Annotated in this window: 14 protein-coding genes; 6 read left to right on the forward strand and 8 right to left on the reverse strand. The window is 60.0% G+C overall.

The annotated features are described in order from the left end of the window. The first annotated feature begins 22 nt into the window (after positions 1–22). Positions 23–1,186 (forward strand): M20 aminoacylase family protein, encoded by a 1,164-nt coding sequence (locus QEO92_RS22015; protein WP_227704425.1) that lies wholly within the window; start codon positions 23–25, stop codon positions 1,184–1,186. A 75-nt stretch (positions 1,187–1,261) separates the two neighbouring features. On the opposite strand, the gene QEO92_RS22020 is transcribed toward QEO92_RS22015, so the two are convergent. From QEO92_RS22020 to QEO92_RS22045, 6 genes are all read right to left on the reverse strand, one after another. Then, positions 1,262–1,405: a hypothetical protein gene (locus QEO92_RS22020; RefSeq protein ID WP_227704426.1), complete on the reverse strand. Its 144-nt coding sequence runs from the start codon at positions 1,403–1,405 to the stop codon at positions 1,262–1,264. A gap of 175 nt (positions 1,406–1,580) precedes the next feature. Then, a complete protein-coding gene (locus QEO92_RS22025; RefSeq protein ID WP_227704427.1) occupies positions 1,581–2,555 on the reverse strand; it encodes a threonine ammonia-lyase in 975 nt (324 codons plus the stop codon). Positions 2,556–2,642: 87 nt separating this feature from the next. Beyond that, positions 2,643–3,473: an endonuclease/exonuclease/phosphatase family protein gene (locus tag QEO92_RS22030; RefSeq protein ID WP_227704428.1), complete on the reverse strand. Its 831-nt coding sequence runs from the start codon at positions 3,471–3,473 to the stop codon at positions 2,643–2,645. Positions 3,474–3,546: 73 nt separating this feature from the next. Continuing rightward, positions 3,547–5,007 carry a phospholipase D-like domain-containing protein gene (locus tag QEO92_RS22035; RefSeq protein WP_227704429.1) on the reverse strand — a complete coding sequence of 487 codons (1,461 nt, stop codon included), beginning with the start codon at positions 5,005–5,007 and terminating at the stop codon, positions 3,547–3,549. A gap of 80 nt (positions 5,008–5,087) precedes the next feature. Continuing rightward, the gene (locus tag QEO92_RS22040) at positions 5,088–6,443 is read right to left on the reverse strand and encodes an aspartate aminotransferase family protein (RefSeq protein ID WP_037156550.1); all 1,356 of its coding nucleotides are present in this window, start codon (positions 6,441–6,443) and stop codon (positions 5,088–5,090) included. A gap of 133 nt (positions 6,444–6,576) precedes the next feature. Beyond that, entirely contained in the window at positions 6,577–8,010 is a 1,434-nt protein-coding gene (locus QEO92_RS22045; RefSeq protein ID WP_227704430.1) for a M20 family metallopeptidase, read from the reverse strand. 519 nt (positions 8,011–8,529) lie between these two features. Here QEO92_RS22045 and QEO92_RS22050 point away from each other — a divergent pair. The 5 genes from QEO92_RS22050 to QEO92_RS22070 all read left to right on the forward strand — a co-directional run bounded on the left by QEO92_RS22050 (position 8,530) and on the right by QEO92_RS22070 (position 13,924). Next, positions 8,530–10,125: an ABC transporter substrate-binding protein gene (locus QEO92_RS22050; protein ID WP_227704431.1), complete on the forward strand. Its 1,596-nt coding sequence runs from the start codon at positions 8,530–8,532 to the stop codon at positions 10,123–10,125. A 159-nt stretch (positions 10,126–10,284) separates the two neighbouring features. Then, entirely contained in the window at positions 10,285–11,289 is a 1,005-nt protein-coding gene (locus tag QEO92_RS22055; RefSeq protein ID WP_037156546.1) for an ABC transporter permease subunit, read from the forward strand. 27 nt (positions 11,290–11,316) lie between these two features. Continuing rightward, a complete protein-coding gene (locus QEO92_RS22060) occupies positions 11,317–12,222 on the forward strand; it encodes an ABC transporter permease subunit (protein ID WP_152601265.1) in 906 nt (301 codons plus the stop codon). A 2-nt stretch (positions 12,223–12,224) separates the two neighbouring features. Beyond that, the gene (locus QEO92_RS22065) at positions 12,225–13,082 is read left to right on the forward strand and encodes an ABC transporter ATP-binding protein (protein WP_052183085.1); all 858 of its coding nucleotides are present in this window, start codon (positions 12,225–12,227) and stop codon (positions 13,080–13,082) included. Further along, positions 13,079–13,924 carry an ABC transporter ATP-binding protein gene (locus QEO92_RS22070; RefSeq protein ID WP_227704432.1) on the forward strand — a complete coding sequence of 282 codons (846 nt, stop codon included), beginning with the start codon at positions 13,079–13,081 and terminating at the stop codon, positions 13,922–13,924. Before QEO92_RS22065 ends, QEO92_RS22070 begins: the two co-directional genes overlap by 4 nt. Here the strand turns inward: QEO92_RS22070 and pbpC are convergent, their stop codons facing one another. Both pbpC and QEO92_RS22080 read right to left on the reverse strand, forming a co-directional pair. Continuing rightward, positions 13,925–16,006 (reverse strand): penicillin-binding protein 1C, encoded by a 2,082-nt coding sequence (pbpC, locus tag QEO92_RS22075; RefSeq protein ID WP_227704433.1) that lies wholly within the window; start codon positions 16,004–16,006, stop codon positions 13,925–13,927. Between the two features lie 15 nt (positions 16,007–16,021). Next, complete coding sequence (locus QEO92_RS22080) at positions 16,022–21,469, reverse strand: alpha-2-macroglobulin family protein (RefSeq protein WP_227704434.1); 5,448 nt, start codon at positions 21,467–21,469, stop codon at positions 16,022–16,024. Positions 21,470–21,498 lie beyond the last annotated feature (29 nt).

A 21,498-nucleotide genomic window follows, 5' to 3' on the forward strand; every position in this document is an offset into this window, starting at 1 on the left:
CGAAATTCCGGTACTTTGAGAAATGACGATCCAGTTTTCCAATTACATGGCCGAATTGATAGCGATCCGCCGCTACCTTCATCAATATCCCGAGCTCGGACTTTCGGAGTTCAACACGGCTGATTTCATCGCCAGGCAGCTCATCGAGTTCGGGTACGAAGTCACTCGCGGCCTTGGCCGGACCGGGCTCGTCGCGACACTCAGGAATGGCGTCAGCAGTCGCGCCCTCGCTATCCGTGCCGATATCGACGCATTGCCGATCGAGGAGGAGACTGGCGTCGACTATGCCAGCAGGAACAAGGGCTTGATGCATGCCTGCGGTCATGACGGCCACACCGCCATGCTACTGGGAGCCGCCAGGATCCTCGCGGAGCGGAAGAATTTCGACGGCACGATCCACCTGATCTTCCAACCAGCCGAGGAAAATTTCGGCGGGGCAAAGCTGATGATCGACGACGGCCTTTTCGAGCGCTTTCCCTGTGACGCGGTCTTCGGCCTGCATAACGATCCAAGCCTGGCTTTCGGGCAGATCGGCGTGAAGGACGGCGCCATGATGGCGGCGGTTGACGAATGCCACATCGTCGTCAACGGCCGCGGCGGCCATGGTGCCGAGCCGCAGGACACCGCCGATCCGATCGTCTGCGGTGCGAGCATCATCATGGCGCTGCAGACAATCGCCTCGCGAAACGTTCATCCGCTCGATCCGACGGTCGTTACCGTCGGAGCCTTTCATGCCGGCACGGCCAGCAACGTGATTCCAGAGCGGGCGGAGATGGTTCTGACGATCCGCTCCTTCGATCCGATCGTCCGCAATGAACTGGAAAATCGCATTCGCATGATCGCCGAAGGTCAGGCGGCAAGCTACGGCATGACTGTGACGATAGACTATAAACGCGGCTATGAGGCGACGATCAACCACCAGACGGAAACGGCGTTCGTCCGCAATCTTGCCAAGCGGGTGTTCGGCGAGGAAAAGGTCGTCGATTTGCCGCGTCCATCGATGGGCAGCGAGGATTTTGCCTATATGCTGGCAGAGCGACCAGGGACCTATTTTCTCCTCGGTACCAAGCGCAGTGACAACGACCCGCCGCTGCATCATCCGCGATTCGATTTCAACGATGACGCGTTACCGATCGGCACGAGCTTCTGGGTGGAACTTGCCGAAGCCTATCTGCCGATGAAATAGCCTGAAAAATGCAACACCTCCCGAGCCGGTAGAGCACGGGAGGTGTATGGCGTGATCCTGGAAAGGATCGGAAGCTTAAGGGAACAGGCCGAGCGTCACTGCGCCAACGAAGATGAAGGCTGCGATCACCAGAGCGGTATTGGTAACCCACTGCCATTTGCTTGTGAAGGCAGCGTTGCGAACTGGGAAGGACCGTGTCTGATGCTGAGCTCGCTGCATGGATATCTCCCGGGTTCTGGTTTGCCCTTTCAGAGCAGCCCTATGTTAACTTATCACGATTAACTCGATAGAGATAATGTTCCATCCGATCCGCTTGCCGTAGAAAATCCTTTTTTCTTAACGGCGGCGTTGACGAGTTAACAGTTTATTATACCCCGGCCACGCCGACCGGCAATTAGGTAGGAAACTTGTCGAGCGCCAGGCGGAAGACGTCGACGTCGATATTGCCGCCGGAGCACACAGCAATCACCGTGTCGCCCAGTGTCTCACCATGAAAAAGAGCAGCCGCCAACGCCACGGCACCACCCGGCTCGACCACGATCTTCAGGCGGCTGAAGGCAAGCGCCACCGCATGAAGCGCCTCGTCCTCGGTAACGACGAGACCTGGGCCGCAGAGCCGCGACATGATCGGAAATGTGATGTCGCCCGGCTGAGGCGTAATGATTGCATCGCAGAGTGAACCGGATTGCGCCGCATTCCGCTCGATCTTTCCGGATGCAAGAGAGCGCGTCACATCGTCGAAGTCCTGCGGTTCGCAAGGATGGACACGGAACTGCGGTGCCTTCGCTTCGAGTGCCAGCGCAACGCCGGAAATGAACCCGCCGCCACCTGTCGGCACGAGAACATCCGCCTTCCCGATCCCCTCTTCCTTGGCCTGCTCTGCAATTTCAAGACCGGTCGTTCCCTGACCGGCAATAACCAGCGGCTCATCGAAAGGCTTGATCAGCGTCAGACCGCGCTCCCGCGATAGCCTCTCGCCGATTGCATCGCGATCCTCGTTGGCTCGGTCGTAAAGCACAACCTCGGCGCCATAGGCGCGAGTGTTCTCGATCTTGATGCGGGGAGCGTCGGACGGCATGACAATGACGCTCGGAATACCGTGCATTCTGGCCGCTAGCGCGACACCCTGTGCATGGTTGCCGGAGGAAAAGGCAATCACCCCTTTGGCGCGCACCTCTGTCGGTAGAGCCGAAATCGCAGACCAGGCCCCCCGAAATTTGAAAGAGCCCGTATGCTGCAGGCATTCCGGCTTTACAAAGATGCGCCGACCGGCGATCTCGTCCAGGAATGGAGAAGAAAGCAGCGGTGTTCGGCGCACGTGACCAGCGAGGCGGACACGGGCGGCTTCGATCATGGCGATATCAGTCATGCGAAAATCCAGTCGAGGGGAGAGGGGATGGGCCGGCTGGCAACCCTAACGATGCCTTTGGCCGCCGTAAAGATTGAAGCAACAGCATCAGCCGGTCTCTACCGCCTCGGCAAATGGCAGCTTGCCGAGCTTCAGCACGGCCTTGATTGGCAGGTGGTCGGAGGCAAGCCGGGCAAGCGGCGTATCATGGGTCTTCACGGCGTCGATGAGCCCCGGGCGGTTCGCCATGATCCGGTCGAGCGCCAGAACCGGCAAGCGAGAGGGAAAGCTCGGTACGGCTGCAGGCAAGCCGAAGACGGAGGCAAGCGTGTTGAGCGAGGACCGGTCGCCCAGCCGCCATTCGTTGAGATCGCCCATCAATACGGTCGGCTGCTCTTCGCGCGAACTCAGGATATCGAGAATGACGCGCGCCTGCTGATGCCGCGAGCGGTTGAGCAGGCCGAGATGCGCCGCAATGATACGGAACATGCTGCCGTCCTTGAGTTCGAGTTCCGTGATAAGCGCACCACGCGGCTCAAGCCCGGGTAACTTCACCTGGTGCACATCGCGGACCAGGCCCTCGCGAAGGAAGACCGCGTTGCCATGCCAGCCATGAGCCTTGGTGACTCCATTGACAGGGACCGGAAAAAGCCCGGTCTCCCGCTCCATCCACGCAAGATCCAACAACCCCCGCCGTTCGCCGAACCGGGTATCGGCTTCCTGGAGGGCGAGCACATCGGCTCCGATCTCGCGGATCACATGGCTGGTTCGAGCAGGATCGAACTTGCCGTCGACGCCAACGCATTTATGGACATTGTAGGAGGCGATCAGCATGCCCTTGCTGCGATCATGGGGCTCATGGCCCCCCACGCCCCGAGTCTTGTGCGCTCGGATGGATGCCAGAATGCTTGCTGAGAGATTTGGGCGTTTTTCACGCATGATCTGAAAGGCTATTCGCATACACACAAACTATACGATAATCCGCTTGCTGATCCAGCTTTTCCCATCATCACTAGAGATAAGGCGAACCCAGCCAAAGCACCCGCTCGATGAGCCGCACGAGGAAGGGCCTGGACTGTAATCCATCAAGCGTCACTTCGGTCGCCGAAGAAATCGCCAGATCGATCCTTCGTTCCAGCGCTTCGGCAAAATGGCGATCGAGAACTTCAAGATCCACCTCGAAATTGAGCCGCAGCGACCGTGGATCGAGATTTGAGGAACCGATATAGGCCCAACATCCGTCGATTGCCATCAGCTTGGAATGGTCGAAAGGCCCCGAAGCACGCCATATACGGCAATAGGTCTTCAGCATCTGGTCAAACTGCGCCGTCATCGCACGGTCGACCAGAACGAGATTATTGGCGGTGGGCACGACGATATCGACTGCCACACCGCGCCGTGCTGCAGTAATCAGTGCGGTGATCAGTTCCCGGTCCGGCAGGAAATAGGGCGAGACGATCCGGATTGAGGAGCGCGCCACGGAAAAAGCACCCATCAGCATCTTGTGGTTCGTCTCGACGCTCCGGTCGGGACCGGAGGAAACCGCCCGAATGAAAACCGGATTCCCTGGCTCCGTTTCGGACGGATCGAGCGCCCAGGGTTCCCCTGTCAGCATTTCCTCAGTCGCAAATCGCCAATCAGCCGCGGCAATTGCAAAGAGATCGGCCAGGACCGGCCCCGTGATCTTGAAATGCGTATCGAGGGAACATTTCTCGCGGCTGAATTCGCGCGAAAAGCCCTCGCGGATATTCATGCCGCCGGTAAAAGCCACCCTGCCGTCGATGACCAGGATTTTCCGGTGGGTCCTGAGATTCGCATAGGGCAATCGCAGCCCCATAATGACGTTGCCGTTAAAGACATCGACCGTGACGCCGCCATCTCGGAGTATGCCGAGCACACTCGGCACCGAATACCGGGCGCCGACGGCGTCGATCAGAATGCGCACTTCGGCACCGCGTTTTACGGCCGCGATCAGCGCGTCGACAAATCGCTGACCGATCCGGTCGCGATCGAAGATATAGGTCTCGAGGATGATGCTGCGTTGCGCCTGGCCGATCGCCTCCAGCATCGCGCCATAAGCTTCGTCGCCAGTATCGAGCGCCAGGATCGTGTTGCCGGTCGTCAGGCGATGATGCGTCACACGATCGCCAAGTGTTTTCATTGCTCGGAACCTGTAACCGAATTGCCCGGTCACCAGATCATCGGTAGCGTCATAGGAAGCAAAATGAGCGCGGATATCTCCCTGGAGCAGCGCTCGACGATCGCTGATGACGGTACGGCGTATGCGATTGATACCGGCGATCAGATAGAGTAGCGCCCCGACAATCGGGGAAAGGACGATGATGCCGACCCAACCGACCGCAGAACGCACCTCCTCTTTCGTCATGGCGGCATGAATCGCCGCTGCCGTTCCCGCCAGGACCGAAATGGTGAAGAGGATATGCGGCCAATAGGTCTCAGCGAGCTCAAGCATGACGCGAAATATAGGCGCGCGCGCATTTTGCGCAATCGGAGCCGAACGGTGACCTTATTAAGTCCGGCTCCGAAAGACTGTCAGGCAGAAAGCTGCTTCTGGAAAGCGTTGAGCGAGTCTTCGAACAGGTCGAAGACCGCATCCACTTGGCTCTCACTAATTATCATTGGCGGGCAAAGCGCCAGTGAATCACCGATGGCGCGCGAGATGAGCCCTTTTTCCAGCATGACTGCAAGCAGCTTCGGGCCGAGTTCGCCGGCAGCGAACCCGTCGCGCGGCTTGAGTTCCAAGGCACCGATCAGACCGGTGCCACGGGCCTCGATCGCCAGAGGATGGCTTTCCATTGCCTTCAGCCGGCTCTGGAATTTCGGTGCCAACGCCCGCACGTTGCCGACAAGATCGCGCTCCTCGATGATCGCGATGTTCTCCAGAGCCACGGCCGCTGCAACCGGATGGCCGGCTGCCGTCACCCCATGGCCGAATGTGCCGATATTCGCCGATTCGTCGGCAAGTGGCTGGTAAACCTTCTCGTTGATCAGCAGCGCTGAGATCGGCTGGTAGGACGACGAAATCTGTTTGGAGACGGTGATGATGTCCGGTTCCAGCGAAAAAGTCTCGGTGGCGAACATCTTACCGGTGCGGCCGAAGCCGCAGATCACTTCGTCGGCGATGAAGAGGATGTCATATTTCTTCAGTACCTTCTGGATTGCTTCCCAATAGCCCGCGGGCGGCACGATGACGCCGCCGGCCCCCATGACCGGTTCGCCGATGAAGGCCGCAACCGTCTCCGGACCTTCCCGCAGAACCAGATCCTCAAGGTCCTTCGCGCAACGCTCGACGAAGGCCGATTCGGTTTCACCTTCCTGCTTGAAGACGCGGTAGTGCGGGCAGGTCGTATGGAAGATGCCCGGTAGCGGCAGGTCGAAGGAACGATGGTTGTTCGGCAGGCCGGTCAGGCTGGCACTGGCGATCGTCACACCATGATAGCCCTTGATACGGGAGATGATTTTCTTCTTCTCCGGCTTGCCCAAGGCATTCGAGCGATACCAGACCATCTTCATCGCCGTGTCATTGGCCTCGGAACCGGAATTGGTGAAATAGGCCTTGGACATCGGCACAGGTGCCATCTGTATCAGCTTCTCGGCCAGTTCGACGGAGGGACCGTGACTGCGAGCCGTGAAGGTGTGGTAGTATGGGAGCTTCGCCATCTGCCTGGCGGCCGCTTCGACGAGACGGTTCTCACCAAAGCCGACCGCAACGCTCCACAGCCCGGCCATGGCCTCGATATACTTCTTGCCATTGTTGTCATAGACATAGACGCCCTCGCCGCGATCGATCACCAGTGAACCGTCACGCTCCAGCGCCCGGGCATTGGTGTAGGAATGAAGCTGGTAAGCCTTGTCGCGGGCTTCGATGGAATTGGGCTGAATAGTCACGACGGACCTCCTGTGAAACATGCGGAACGCATAAAAATTTCATAGGCGGAAACGGCGAGATTGGACAGCCCAAATCGCCGCGCTCAAGCCGAACACCGTTCAAAATAATTGACGCGTCAATCAGCGCATTTGGTCATTTGACCGTCATCGCCGCGACGGGCGGCTCGGCGACGGGCGGAATGGGACTGGTGTATTCCTGGCCCTTGCGACGCTTCTTGAGATCCCCCCAAGCGGCTTCACGAAGCTGCTCGCTTTCGATTGCCGCAAGGCCGGTCGCAGCCATCGCCTTGGCGGCGGAAACCATGCCCTTGTGGGCAAGCGCGCTCTGCCCCTGCGCCACCACCTGCCAGGTATGAAGCTGGGTGCCGACGGCGAGCGTCGCACCATAGGCCTGCACGGTCGGCACGACCCAGCTCACATCGCCGACATCCGTCGACCCGCCCATTTGCCTCACCTCGTTGTGAGCTGGTAGGACGAAATCCGCCAGCGGGATGTCCCTTGGCTCGAGGCGTTCCTGATTCCAGCTCACGGCAATATCTTCCGGCGTCAGAGTCGCACGTATCTTCTCGGCGAACGCAACATCGGCTTCATCGAAAGGCGGCGGTCCCATGCTGTCCCAGATGTCCTGCATCGCATCCATCAGCGGCTTGTTGACGATGAGGTTGGAAACGCCTGCAAGGATCGTGCTTTCGACCTTGGTCTCGGTCATCAGCGCCGCCCCCTCGGCGATCTTCTTCACACGTTCGATCAACGCCAGAAGGCCAGGCAGTTCAGGCGCACGGACGACATAACGAACCTTGGCATGCGCCTGCACCACGTTCGGCGAAATGCCGCCGGTATCGAGGACCGCATAGTGGATGCGGCAATCGGAAGGCATGTGCTCCCGCATATAATTGACACCGACATTCATCAATTCAACGGCATCGAGCGCGCTGCGGCCAAGCTCCGGCACGGCCGAAGCATGCGCTGCCCTACCTGTGAAAGTGAAATCGATCCGGCAGTTGGCAAGCGAGGTCTCCCGCTGCACGCCGGCGAAATTGCTCGGATGCCAGCTGATGGCGATGTCGACATCCTCGAAGGCGCCGGCCCGCACCATGAACGCCTTTGCGGCGCCGCCTTCTTCCGCCGGGCAGCCGTAATAGCGCACGCGGCCGGGCGTGCCAGTCATTTCCAGCCAATCCTTGAGCGCGGTCGCCGCAAGCAGCGAAGCCGAGCCGAGGAGGTTATGGCCGCAGCCGTGACCATTGGCGCCGGGGATCAGCGGCTCTTGGTGAACCGCACCCGCCTTTTGACTGAGGCCGGCCAGGGCATCGTACTCGCCGAGGAACGCGATCACCGGCCCGCCCTCGCCCGCTTCGCCGATGAGAGCGGTCGGGATGCCGGCCACATTTTCCGTGATCCGAAAACCTTGCGCCTCCAGCATTTCGCGGTGCGCGGCGGCGGAAAGCTTCTCCATGTAGCAAGTTTCCGGCGTCTCCCAGACACGGTCCGCAAGATCGGTGAACACTTCCGTCTTGCGGTCTATGAAATCCCAAACGAGCGGGAGATTGGAATTGCCTGTCGTCATAAAAATCGTTGCCTCGATACGCCTATGCCTCTGGGAGGCCCGAACCGTACTCCATTTTGGCTCGATGACAATGCGGCGACGCAGCAAAATTGACGCTACGGAAAGATGAGGCATTGGAAAAGCGGATGTGATCGGCATGCGAATTTTAGCATCTCGACAACGAGATCATAATCGCTATGCTCTCGCGCCGCAGCCCGCCGAAAATCCAAGGAATGGATCTAAAATAATAAGAACATACGGGGATTTTGCCAAATTTGTGGAAATTTTTCTAAAAAATGAAATGCAAGCGGAATTCGATACGGGCGATCCCGATCGATGCCAAAGGCGACCAAGGTGGAGATGCGCGGCGCAAGCTGGGGCAGGTCGTCAGGAGAAATTACTGTAATGGGCGACGGCAAGTTTCGCCGACCGGGAGGTGAATAACAAGAATATCAAGCTTGAAGCGCCCTGCGGCGCATCATCCTAACGACACAAATCAACCGGGTCGGGCAACCGGCCAGAGGTCACAGGGAGACCGTTATGAAATACAAGCTCACCCTTGCCGCAGCACTTCTGTCGGCAACGTTCTTTGCCAGTGCAGCCAGCGCCAAGACCTTCGTTTACTGCTCCGAAGGTTCTCCGGAAGGTTTCGATCCCGGCCTTTACACCGCCGGCACGACCTTCGACGCTTCCGCTCATCCCATCTACAACCGTCTGCTCGAGTTCAAGCCGGGCACGACGCAGCCGGAGCCGGGTCTCGCGGAAAGCTGGGAAATTTCGCAGGATGGCACTGTCTACACCTTCAAGCTGCGGCAGAACGTGAAGTTCCAGACGACCGACTTCTTCACGCCCTCCCGCACCCTGAATGCCGATGACGTCGTCTTCTCCATTGGTCGTCAGATTGATGCGAAGAATGCGTGGAATCAGTATATCCCCGGCGCAGCCTGGGAATATGCTGCCGGCATGGGTTTCCCGGAGCTCATCAAGTCCGTCGAGAAAGTTGACGACCTCACGGTGAAGTTCACGCTGAACAAGCCGGAAGCTCCGTTCCTCGCCAACCTTGCCATGCCCTTTGCTTCGATCATGTCGAAGGAATATGCCGACAGCCTCGACAAGACCGGCAAGAAGGAGCAGCTCAACCAGATGCCGGTCGGCACTGGTCCGTTCATCTTCGTCGGTTATCAACAGGATGCGGTCATCCGCTACAAAAAGAACGCCGACTATTGGGGTCCGGCGCCGAAGATCGACGATCTCGTTTTCGCGATCACGACTGATGCAGCCGTTCGGTACCAGAAGCTGCAGGCCGGCGAATGCCACCTGATGCCGTATCCGAACGCCGCCGACGTCCAGTCCATGAAGTCCAACCCCAACCTGACCGTGCTGGAACAGGAAGGCCTGAACGTAGCTTATTTCGCCTACAACACCACCCAGGCTCCCTTCGACAAGGTCGAAGTCCGCAAGGCGCTCAACAAGGCGATCAACAAGAAGGCCATCGTCGACGCCGTCTTCCAGGGCATGGCAACGCCCGCTAAAAACCCGATCCCGCCGACCATGTGGTCCTACAATGAATCCACTCAGGATGATGCGTATGACCTCGACGCAGCCAAGAAGATGCTGGCTGATGCCGGCGTCAAGGACCTCTCCATGAAGGTCTGGGCGATGCCGGTTTCGCGTCCTTACATGCTGAATGCTCGCCGCGCCGCCGAGATCATCCAGGACGATTTTGCCAAGATCGGCGTCAAGGTCGAGATCGTGTCCTACGAATGGGCTGAATACCTGGATCGCTCCAAGGCCAAGGATCGTGACGGTGCCGTTATCCTCGGCTGGACCGGCGACAACGGCGATCCGGACAACTTCCTCGACACTTTGCTGGGCTGCAATGCCGTCGGCGGCAACAACCGTGCTCAGTGGTGCAACAAGGAGTTCGACGATCTGGTGAAGAAGGCCAAGGTCACGTCTGATCAGTCCGAGCGCACCAAACTCTACGAACAGGCTCAGACCGTCTTCAAGAAGGAAGCTCCCTGGGCGACACTCGATCACTCCCTTTCCGTCGTCCCGATGCGCAAGGGTGTCACCGGCTTTACCCAGAGCCCGCTTGGCGACTTTACCTTCGAAGCCGTCGATATCGCCGAATAATTAGACACTCACGATATTTTTGCCGCGGGACGCGTTGCGTTTCCCGCGGCATTTTCTTATGAGACGCCGAAAAATGTGGCGATGACGCCTCAATTGCCGTTTCCATGGCTTGACAACCCCATGAATCGGCCAAGACCGAAAAACCATCGAAGGTTTAGAATGTTTGGCTTCCTGTTGCGGCGTCTTGCCGTGTTGATCCCGACCTTCATCGGGGTCTCGATTATCGCCTTTTCGTTTATCCGATTGCTGCCAGGCGATCCTGTCGCATTGCTCTCGGGCGAACGCGTCATGTCGCCGGAGCGCCACGCGTTGATCAGTCAGCAGCTCGGCCTCGACCGGCCAATGGTAATTCAATACCTGGATTATCTCGGAGGCGTTCTGACCGGGGACTTCGGCTCTTCCATCGTTTCGAAGAAACCGATTCTCGACCAGTTCCTCGCGCTCTTTCCCGCCACGGTCGAGCTTTCGCTCTGTGCGATCATCATCGCTGTCGCACTCGGTATCCCGGCAGGTGTGATCGCGGCGATCAAGCGTGGATCGTTTTTCGATCAGGCGCTGATGGGCGTGGCCCTCGTGGGCTATTCGATGCCGATCTTCTGGTGGGGTCTCCTGCTCATCATCTTCTTTTCTGGTATCCTGCAGTGGTTTCCGGTCTCCGGCCGGATCTCGCTGATGTTCTTCTTCCCGCCGGTCACCGGCTTCATGCTGATCGACTCGCTGCTCTCCGGCCAGAAAGGCGCCTTCGCCTCTGCGCTGAGCCATCTCGCACTTCCCTCGATCGTACTGGCGACCATTCCTCTCGCGGTCATCGCCCGCCAGACGCGTTCGGCCATGCTGGAAGTCCTGTCGGAAGATTACGTTCGCACCGCCCGCGCGAAAGGCCTATCGCCCTTCCGTGTCGTCGGCATTCATGCATTGCGCAACGCCATGATCCCGGTCATCACCACGATTGGCCTGCAGATTGGCGTCATGCTTGCTGGTGCCATTCTCACGGAAACGATCTTCTCGTGGCCGGGTATCGGCAAGTGGATGGTCGACAGTGTCTTCCGTCGGGACTATCCCGTTATCCAAGGCGGGTTGCTGCTGATCGCGGGCATCATCATGCTCGTCAACCTCATCGTTGATCTACTCTACGGCCTGATCAATCCCCGTATCCGGCATTAAGAAGGAGAAAATCCCATGGCCGATATCATGGTCGACAAGGCGCCTGAACCAGTGTCCAGCGCTGCGCTGCGCCGCCAGATGCTAAAGGAATTCTGGTTCTATTTCTCGGAAAATCGTGGCGCCGTCATTGGCCTCTTCGTTTTCCTTCTGCTCGTTGTTGTCGCTGTTCTTGCGCCTCTCATCGCGCCCCATTCGCCTTTCGAACAGTATCGCGACGCGGTTCTTGTGCCGCCGATCTGGACCGAAGGCGGACGCGCCAGCTACCTGCTCGGCACCGATCCGGTTGGCCGCGACATCCTCTCGCGCCTGATCTACGGCGCGCAATATTCGCTTTTCATCGGCGTCTTCGTGACGACGCTGTCGCTGACCGGCGGCATTCTGGTCGGCCTCATTGCCGGATATTACCGCGGCTGGGTGGATACCGTCATCATGCGCCTGATGGACATCATCCTCGCCTTCCCGTCGCTGCTGCTGGCACTCGTGCTCGTCGCGATCCTCGGCCCCAGCCTGACGAACGGCATGATTGCGATTGCGCTCACCCTCCAGCCGCATTTCGTGCGCCTGACCCGTGCAGCGGTCATGGCCGAGAAGACTCGCGATTACGTGACGGCGGCGCGCCTTGCCGGTGCCGGCCCGCTCAGGCTGATGTTCCGCACCATCCTGCCGAACTGCACGGCGCCGCTGATCGTCCAGGCGACGCTTTCCTTCTCGAACGCCATCCTCGATGCAGCCGCTCTCGGCTTCCTCGGAATGGGCGCTCAGCCGCCGGCCCCGGAATGGGGCACGATGCTCGCCGAGGCACGGGAATTCATTCTGCGCGCCTGGTGGGTCGTCACCTTCCCCGGCCTTGCAATCCTCGTTACCGTGCTTGCCATCAACCTGATGGGCGACGGTCTGCGCGATGCGCTCGACCCGAAACTGAAGAGGTCCTGAACATGGCGCTTCTGCAAATCGACAATCTCACCGTCGAGTTCGAAACCGCAACCGGCTGGTTCAAGGCCGTTGACGGCGTTTCCATGTCCGTCGAAAAGGGCGAAGTTCTCGCCATCGTCGGCGAATCCGGCTCGGGGAAATCCGTCGCCATGCTTGCCGTCATGGGGCTTCTCCCCTGGACCGCGAAGATTACAGCGGACCGGATGCTTTTCGAAGGTCGCGACATTCAGAAGATCAGCCCGGCTGAGCGCCGCAAGCTGATCGGCAAGGATATCGCGATGATCTTTCAGGAGCCGATCGCCAGCCTGAACCCGTGCTTCACGGTCGGCTTCCAGATCGAGGAAGTATTGCGCATCCATCTCGGCCTCGGCAAAAAGGAACGCCGCGCTCGTGCAATCGAACTGTTCAAGCAGGTGGGCCTGCCCAATCCGGAAGAGCGGCTGAACCACTTTCCGCACCAGATGTCCGGCGGCCAGTGCCAGCGCGTGATGATCGCGATCGCGATCGCCTGCAATCCCAAGCTCCTGATCGCCGACGAGCCGACCACCGCGCTCGACGTGACGATCCAGAAGCAGATCCTCGATCTCATCATGTCGCTGCAGGCCAAGAACGGCATGGGCCTGATCATGATCACCCATGACATGGGCGTCGTAGCCGAGACCGCCGACCGCGTCGTCGTGCAGTACAAGGGCCGCAAGATGGAGGAGGCCGACGTGCTTTCCCTCTTCGAGAGCCCGAAGAGCAACTATACGAAGGCGTTGCTGGCGGCCTTGCCGGAAAATGCCACCGGCGACCGCCTCACCACCGTTTCCGCCTTCTTTGACGGCAATCCGGAACCAGCTCCGGGAGTAAGCGCATGACTGAAAACACCATGCTCGAAGTGCGCAATATCAAGCGCGATTACGAATTGCCGGGTGGCCTCTTCAAGCCGAAGAAGATCATCCATGCGGTAAAAGGCGTTTCTTTCAAGCTCGAACGCGGCAAGACACTTGCGATCGTCGGCGAATCCGGCTGCGGCAAGTCGACACTCGCCCGAATGATCACTTTCATCGACGAGCCGACCTCCGGTGATCTGCTGATCGACGGCAAGAAGGTCGATACGCGTCCCGGCCACCTGACTCAGGAGATGCGCCAGAAGGTGCAGATCGTCTTTCAGAACCCCTATGGCTCGCTCAACCCGCGCCAGAAGATCGGCGATGTGCTCGGCGAACCGCTGGCGATCAATACCGGCATGTCGGCGGAGGAACGGCGGCATCGCGCCAACGAAATGCTGAAGAAGGTCGGTCTCGGTCCGGAGCACTACAACCGCTATCCGCACATGTTCTCGGGCGGCCAGCGCCAGCGCATCGCCATTGCCCGCGCGCTGATGATGAATCCGAAGCTGCTGGTGCTGGACGAGCCGGTTTCGGCGCTCGACCTTTCGGTACAAGCCCAGGTGCTGAATCTGCTTGCCGATCTTCAGGACGAGTTCAACCTCACCTACGTGTTCATCAGCCACGACCTTTCGGTGGTGCGCTATATCGCCGACGAGGTGATGGTGATGTATTTCGGCGAGGCGGTGGAGTATGGCACCCGCGACGAGGTCTTCTCCGACCCGAAGCACGAATATACACGCACGCTTTTCGCCGCGACGCCCCGCGCGGATATCGAATCCATCCGCGCCCGTATCGCCAGGAAGAACGCGGCAAAAGCCGTCGCCTGACTACTCCACAAACACTCTGACGCTGGCGGCCCGACCGGCAGCGTCGATCACCGTCAGCGTTGAATAGCCGGCGCCGTCGGGCGTCCATTCGTTGGTACGGCGGCGGGAAATGTCGCTAAGCGGCCTGCCGTTGGCGAGCCAGCGGAAAGGCGACCGCCCGCCTTGCAGCTTCAACACCAGTGGCGAGATTTCCCCGGTTTGGGCGCCTAGGTCGACCCGCGCACCTTCGGGCGGATAAACGATCTGTGGCGCCGGTTCCCGCGCGGATGCGGAAATGAGACCATTCGCCGTCATCGAGAAACGCCGCTGGCTGATTGGCAAGTCGGACTGCGCAAGCCGTATGGCGCCCGCAGGTGCTGGAGGCAAAGGCGTGATCGGCACGCCGGATTTCGAGAATGCTTCAAAGAGGATCGGTGCCGCCGTCTGATAACCGGCAATGCCTGGTACCGCACCATTGTCCGGTCGACCGACCCACACGCCCAGCACATATCGCCCATCGAATCCGACCGACCAGGCATCGCGATAGCCGTAGCTCGTACCGGTCTTGTAGGCGATGCCAAGCCTGCGGCTTCCTTGCGGCGGCAGGACGTCCGAGAGGATATCCGCGACATTCCAGACCGCCTGCGGCTCCAGCAGCGGCTCACCTTCGATCGCGCTAGGCTGATCCTTGATTCCGTTGCCGACCCTGACCGGAATGCCCCGATTGGCAAGCGCTGCATAGGCCTGCACCAGATCCTTCAGCGTAATGCCCACTCCACCCAAACCAATTGCTAACCCTGGCGCCTCGTTGGGCGGCAGAACCGGGCGCACCTCGGCACGACGGAAGCGGATCATCAACCGCGATGGCCCGACCGCATCGAGCAGTCGCACCGCCGGCACGTTGAGCGACAATTGCAATGCCTGCCGGACACTCACATCGCCCTGATAACTCATATCGAAGTTCTTTGGCCTGTAGCCGAAGAAATCCGCTGGCCTGTCTTCGATGATCGTCTCCTGGCTGACAAGGCCCTGTTCGAAGGCAAGGCCATAAATGAAAGGCTTCAGCGTCGAGCCTGGCGAGCGGTAGACGCGCGTCATATCGATCCAGCCGGAGCGGCTGGCATCGAAATAATCGGCCGATCCCACTTCGCCGACGATCGCGCCGGTCGTCACATCGGCCATCACCATCGCGAGCGAAATTTTTGGCGCGAGCTTTGTCGCCGCCTCGCGGGCGACCTGTTCCAGCCCCTGCTGAATGCTGCGCTTGAGCGTCGTCCTGTATTCCTGGGCCTTCGGCTGCCTGCGGATCGCCGCTTCGGCGAGATGCGCGGCATAGGCCGGCAACTGCAGGCGCCGCGTCGGGATCGCATCACCCGCGGCCCGTTCTGCCTCGCCATCTCCCAACAAATCCACGACGGCAGATCTCATCAGCACCCGCTCGCGCGCCACTTTGGCGGCGTTGAGATGCCGGTCCGGCCGCCGGCCTTCCGGCGATTGCGGCAGTGCTACCAGAAGCGCCGCCTCTGCCACCGACAGGCGGCGTGGCTCTTTGCCGAAATAGGCAAGGCTGGCTGCGCGCGCACCTTCCAGATTGCCGCCATAGGGCGCATGCGTGAGATAAAGCTCGAGGATTTGCTCCTTGCTCAGTCGCCTCTCGATCTGAAGGGCGCGGACAAGCTGCAGCAGCTTGGCGGAGACGGAACGGGTCTCGCGCGGCTCGATCAGCCGCGCCACCTGCATGGAAAGCGTGGAAGCGCCGGAGACGACCCGGCCGTTAGTGACGAGTTGCAGTGCTGCACGGCCGAGCGCCAGAGGATCGATGCCCGAATGGCTGCGGAAACGCTGGTCCTCATAGGCAATCAGCATCTTCAGGAAGCGCGGATCGACATCTTCAGTCGTCGTCTTCAGCCGCCAGCGCCCTTCCGGCGTCGCGAAGGCCCGCAACAGCTCGCCGTCAGCGTCCAGCACTTCTGCCGAGAAGACATGCGTCTTTTCAAGCGGCGGCGGAAAGGCCCTGTCGGCTGCGTCAAGGCCGACGATCAGCCCCGCCGCAGCGACAAGGCTGATGGCTAGACCGATCGAGAATTTCCATCTGCGCTTCATTGATTGAGCCGCCGCTTATTGCTTGACGACGACCTCCATCTTGCCCGTCGCGGTGCGCGCCGAGAATTGCGGACGATACATGTCCTCCACCTGCGCGGCCGGGTGATCGTAGACGCCCGGTGTTACGGCGCGGACGACATAGGCCAGCGTGATCTGCCGATTGTCGCCGGCGCTCCGGTCGAAGGCCGCAACGAAACGATCATTGCGGAATTCGGTATGAGCGGCCTGTACTTCCTCGATCCAATCAAAGTTGGTGAGGCTGGCACTGTTGACAATGCTCGGATTGTCGATTTCGAAACCTGCCGGCAACAGATCGCTGACGACGATACGCGATGGCCATTCATTGGTTTCGGTGATGCTCAGAACAACGACGTAACGCTCGTTCTGCTGCGCCTCGCTGACATTCACCTCCTCACCGGCCATATTGTAGTAGGTGCGGGTGATCTCGAAGCCGTCACCGCCGGCCGGCAGCGGCTGGGCCGGCGCAGCCACCGTTGTGATCGCCGCAGACAACGGATCGCCGCTATCGTTGCGGATCGTCACCGGATGATCGATGAGCGCATCTCCCGTCATCTGCGACATCAGTGTGCCCCGATGGTCCGCACCATTCACATTGAGCCGCAGGTTGTCATCACCCTTCTGCAAAGCACGAGCGGCGAGCAGCATCCAGGTCTGTTCCTGGGTACTTGTGTACTTCTTGGCACTCCACTCCCTGGCAACAATGTCCGCCAATGCCGGGACGATCGGCGGCACCGGCTTGCTTTCGGCGGCAAGCGCCAACACTGCAGCGCCGTCGCGCAACGACGAGCCGTAGTCGGAGCGCACCAGGCTCACCTTGTGAATCTGCGCCTGTTCCGACATCTGCAGGGAGTCCGCAAAGATGCTCTTCGACCGCTGGGCATCGCCATAAAGCGAGAGGGCAGCAGCGATATGCGCTTTGGCCAGCGGTGTCGGAAAGTCGTTCAATGCCGTGTCCGCGTAATAGCGAAGGTCGCTGATCGCTGCCTTGCGATTGCGGGCGAGCACATAGAGTGCATAAGCGATCTCGTTGCCCTGATCGCGGACGTTGTTGGTGTAGCCCAGCGAGTTCTGCAGGCTTTCGAGAGCCTGAACCAACGCCTGTTCCGGGACGTCATACCCCTGCTCCCGGGCGCGGGAAAGAAAGTCCGTCACATAGGAATCGAGCCAGAGGTCGCCGCCGCCGGGTCCCCACAGGCCGAAACTGCCCGCCGAGGACTGGTAGGAGAGCACGCGATCGATCGCATCCTTCACCCGCTTCTTGACCTCCGCATCGTCGGCCAGACCGTTCTGTACCGCCATCTCGCTGAGATAGAGAAGTGGCAACGCCCGGCTGGTCGTCTGCTCGGCACAGCCGTAAGGGTAGCGGCTGAGGCTCATCAGCAATGCCGGAATGTCGAAGGCGTTCGAGCGACTGACATTGATGCTAACCGAAGCGCCCTGAAGTACGCTATCGGCGAGCAGGTTGGAATCGACCGTGACACTGGCGCCGGGCCGGAGATCGACCAGCCGTCGCTCGGTCACCGGCATCGCAGCCGGCCGTACCGGAATATTGAGCACCTGTTCTAATGACAGGCCGGACGCATTCGACAGGCGGATGGACACAGTCCCGTCACCCGGCTCGATACCGACCAACGGCAGTGTGACACTGGTCTTGGCTCCTGCGGCGAGTTCCACCGGCTTGATCCCGCTCTGACCGACGGCGACCGCATCGCTCGTCGTGACACTGAGGTCGTAAATGCCGGCAGGTCCATCGGCATTGGCAAGATCGAGCCTCAAATTGCTGTCGTCGCCGGGCGCCAGGAATCGCGGCAGACTTGCGGTGATCACGACCGGATCGCGGATCACCACATCCTTCACGCTATGCCCAACGCCGGTCTTCGACCAGGCGACCACCATGACACGCGCCGTGCCATTGAACTGCGGGATGTCGAAGGAGACATTGGCCTTGCCTTCAGCGTCGAGCTTCGCCGGTCCCGAAAAGAAGGCGACCAGCTTTTCCTTCGGCGGACTGCCCTGCAACGCAACGCTGCCGACGTCGCCGCCGGTGCGCAACCGCCCGGTCGCACCCAGCGAGCCGTCGATCAGTCTGCCGTAGATGTCGCGGATTTCAAGGCCGAGACGACGCTGGCCGAAATACCAATCATCCGGCGCCGGCGGCTCATAACGTGTGAGATTGAGGATGCCGACATCCACCGCAGCAACCGTGACATAGGCATTCTCATTGGCACCTGCTCCTGCCACCTGCACGGAAATATCGAGCGGTTGGCGCGGCAACGTCTTTTCCGGCGCATCGATCGACACCTGCAGATCGCGGCTTTCGGGATCGACCTTCAGCCAGGTAACGCCGATGGCACGCATCGGCATACGGCTCTCCTGTGCCTCGCCGGGACGATAAAGTGTCGCGGTGACGTAAGACCCGGCACCCCAATCGGCCGTGACGGGAACCTCCACCTCGCCGCCACTCTGACCAACGCTGACATTTTGCACCGAGATCAGGTCCTCGGAACCAGAGGTGACCATCAGTTCACCGGCATAACGCGACGAAACCTTGAGCCTGGCGGTTTCGCCGACCTTGTAGCTTGGCTTGTCGAGCGCGATTTCCAGCGCATCGGGGGTTTCGGTCGAGGTAGCGGTCACGAACCAACCGGCATCGAACTCCACACTGGAAACCGGACCACCGACTTCGGTGGCCTCGATTTCCAGACGATAACGGCCCCAGTTGACCGGAACCGAAATCCTGCCACCGTCAGCCGTTACGTTCACGGTTCCATTGGCGATCTGACTGGTGCGGGTTACCGGCTCGAAACGCCAGGAGGAGCCATCGCGATACCACTGATAATCGCGCTCGACCTTGATCAGTTTCCAGGGCAAGCCCTGTATCGGCTGCTTCCGGCCATCCGCATCAACGACGATCACGGTGAAGTTGCCGACCGAGTTTTCGGCAAGGTCACCTGTAAATTCCGGCTTGATGCCGATCCGCGCGCCATCCGGTTTGACCGGCAGAGCGAGCGAGCGCTCGACGGCGCGGCCGCCGGCCTCCTGCATACGCACCACGATGTCCGCATTGACAAGTTGCGTCGTCGAGGGCACGTCGCTGACGGCAGCATCGAAAGTCGCCTTGCCATCTTCGTCGGTAGGTTCCAGCGCATCAAGCGGAATGCGCACGGCTTCCGTTTCTTCCTCATCAGCGAGGCCGAATAGGAAACCAGGAAAGGCGGCATTCTCACGCGTTGGTTTCAGTGTGATTTCGCCTTCGAGATCGAGGCCGGCGGCTGGTGCACCATAGAGAAAGCGACCATCGACATTGACCGATACCGGCTGGCCGATTTCGATTTCCTTTGCCTCGCTCGTCATGTCGAACTCGACGCGGTCCGGCACGAAATCGTCGACCAGGAAAGTCTTCTCGCCGATCGCCGAGCCTTTCGGATCGGTGAAAATCTGCATGGTCCAGGTGCCACGCATGGCGGTCTCGAGCAGCGGTAGGTCGAGCGCATAGCCACCGAGCGAGCCATTGTTGACCATGCGCCTATCCTCGACGCCGTCCGGACGCAGAAACACGAAGGTGAGCGGCAGATTTTCGATCGCCGTCGCATCGATGTTGCGGGCAAGCGCGCTCGCATGAACTGTCTCGCCGGGTCGATAGATGCCGCGTTCGGTCCAGGGCAGGATGTCGATTGCGCCGGGCGCCGGCCGGCCCGTCACCCCACGGTCTGAAAGGTCAAAACCGGCACGCGTCATGTCTAGGAAGACGTAATCCTGGCCGCTATTCTGAGCGGTCAGAACCGCCGGCACCATTCCCGCGGTGCCACGCATCAGACCCGCAGTGAAGACGGCGCGGCCATCCACATCAGTCCTGGCGGTGCCGAGAATTTCATTGTTTTTCGCAAGGAGCTGCAGATCGACGCCGGCAATGGGTTTCGCAGTGCCGAGCGAGCGGGCGAAGACATGCAGGCCGTCTGTACCGGCATAGGTCGTAAGACCGATATCGGACACCACGAACCACTGCGTCGCCTTGTTATCCCATTCCTGGGTCACGGCATTCGAGGCAGCGGCGGTCAGCACATAGACGCCCGGCTTGCGGGTTGGCAGCACTTCGTCGACCGGAAGGCTCGTCACCACGTCCTTGTTGAGTTCCTGGCCGGTGTCGATCGTGCCTTGCCAAACGAGTTCGCCGTTCTGCTCTTCGATCTGGTTGGCATTGTAGCCGTCCATTTGGGTCAGGAACTGCGAATTGGCGAGCAACGATGCGATGTTCCGGTCACCAATGCGGTAAAGTTTCAGATCCGCCTTTTCCGTGTTGACCGAAATGATCGGAATGCCGCGGCGGGCGGTCGAAGGCAACACAAAGCTGTCGCCGGTGAAACGCACCATCGGCGAGCGGTCCTTGACGTAAATGTCGATATCGACCTGTGCGACGAGCGGCTCGTCCACGGAGGAAGGCAGGCCACGACGAAGCGACAGCTTGTAGCGCTGACCGTGTGTCAGGCCTTCGACGCAGATCTGGTTGTCCTTGGCTTCCATCGCTTTCGGCGCCTGGCCGTCAAGCACCACAAACGGTGCGTAGTCCACGCCGGTCTTCACCAGAGGCTCCGAGAACTGTACGCAGGCACGTGGATTTGCACTGTCGGCATCAACCGTATTGCCGGTCACGCGAAAACCCTGGCGATCACGCAAATCGTTGTAAGCGGCCTCGACGGTGCGGGCATTCACCAGGGCAAGGCTTGCCTTATAGGCGTTGAGCGCTGATCGGTAGTTCTGCTGTTTGGCCAGCGCTGCGGCGAGAACCGCCAGCGCATCGGCGCGGCTTTGCGTCGTGCGGGAGAGCTCATAACCGTTGATCGCGGCAAGCGACCCTTCGCTATCGGCGCTGCTGTTGTCCTTTGCCGTGCCTGCAGCGCGGGCAAGCTCAATCCAGAGCGCACCATCATCCGGTGTGAGGGAAAGGGCGCCCTTGAAGTTATAGATTGCGGTATCGACGTTACCGCGGAGAAGTTCGCTCTGGGCGATGGTCTTCAGGTTCTCGACCCCGTAACCCTGCTGGTTGTCGCCGAGCGTCAATCCGTCCTTCTGTTCACGCGCCTGTTGCAGCAGGTCTTGCGAAAGGAAGGTGAGCTTCGGTGGCGCACCGAGATCCGGCTCTGCCGCTATCTCCACGATCTTGCCGGCAACGGCACCCTGGAAAGAGTTGAGCTGGCCGTAATCCGACTTCAGGAAGCACCATTTAGCTTTGGTATTGTAGGTGAAGGCCTTGCAGCCATTGTCGCCGATACAAGCCGCCTCGCATTGGGCCTGGCTGACATTCTTGACGGTTCTCAGATCAAAGCCGAGATAATCGCCGTCCTGCGTCGTCTCGACGCGGCGCTCAGCCGCAGCCAGGGGCGAGGCCAGAGCAAGCGAGGAGAAAAGAAGAGCGGAAAAGCCGAAAAATGCGCGCCTAGACATGATACGTCCCCCCGTGGCTGCCATCGGAT

The sequence above is a fragment of the Neorhizobium petrolearium genome, assembly GCF_029854435.1.
Taxonomy (GTDB): Bacteria; Pseudomonadota; Alphaproteobacteria; order Rhizobiales; family Rhizobiaceae; genus Neorhizobium; species Neorhizobium petrolearium.

Excerpts from the sequence above, each read along its gene's own strand:
- QEO92_RS22015 (WP_227704425.1), top strand. The coding sequence starts at position 23 with ATGACGATCCAGTTTTCCAATTACATGGCCGAATTGATAGCGATCCGC.
- QEO92_RS22020 (WP_227704426.1), bottom strand. The coding sequence starts at position 1,405 with ATGCAGCGAGCTCAGCATCAGACACGGTCCTTCCCAGTTCGCAACGCT.
- QEO92_RS22025 (WP_227704427.1), bottom strand. The coding sequence starts at position 2,555 with ATGACTGATATCGCCATGATCGAAGCCGCCCGTGTCCGCCTCGCTGGT.
- QEO92_RS22030 (WP_227704428.1), bottom strand. The coding sequence starts at position 3,473 with ATGCGTGAAAAACGCCCAAATCTCTCAGCAAGCATTCTGGCATCCATC.
- QEO92_RS22035 (WP_227704429.1), bottom strand. The coding sequence starts at position 5,007 with ATGCTTGAGCTCGCTGAGACCTATTGGCCGCATATCCTCTTCACCATT.
- QEO92_RS22045 (WP_227704430.1), bottom strand. The coding sequence starts at position 8,010 with ATGACGACAGGCAATTCCAATCTCCCGCTCGTTTGGGATTTCATAGAC.
- QEO92_RS22050 (WP_227704431.1), top strand. The coding sequence starts at position 8,530 with ATGAAATACAAGCTCACCCTTGCCGCAGCACTTCTGTCGGCAACGTTC.
- QEO92_RS22055 (WP_037156546.1), top strand. The coding sequence starts at position 10,285 with ATGTTTGGCTTCCTGTTGCGGCGTCTTGCCGTGTTGATCCCGACCTTC.
- QEO92_RS22060 (WP_152601265.1), top strand. The coding sequence starts at position 11,317 with ATGGTCGACAAGGCGCCTGAACCAGTGTCCAGCGCTGCGCTGCGCCGC.
- QEO92_RS22065 (WP_052183085.1), top strand. The coding sequence starts at position 12,225 with ATGGCGCTTCTGCAAATCGACAATCTCACCGTCGAGTTCGAAACCGCA.
- QEO92_RS22070 (WP_227704432.1), top strand. The coding sequence starts at position 13,079 with ATGACTGAAAACACCATGCTCGAAGTGCGCAATATCAAGCGCGATTAC.
- pbpC (WP_227704433.1), bottom strand. The coding sequence starts at position 16,006 with ATGAAGCGCAGATGGAAATTCTCGATCGGTCTAGCCATCAGCCTTGTC.
- QEO92_RS22080 (WP_227704434.1), bottom strand. The coding sequence starts at position 21,469 with ATGTCTAGGCGCGCATTTTTCGGCTTTTCCGCTCTTCTTTTCTCCTCG.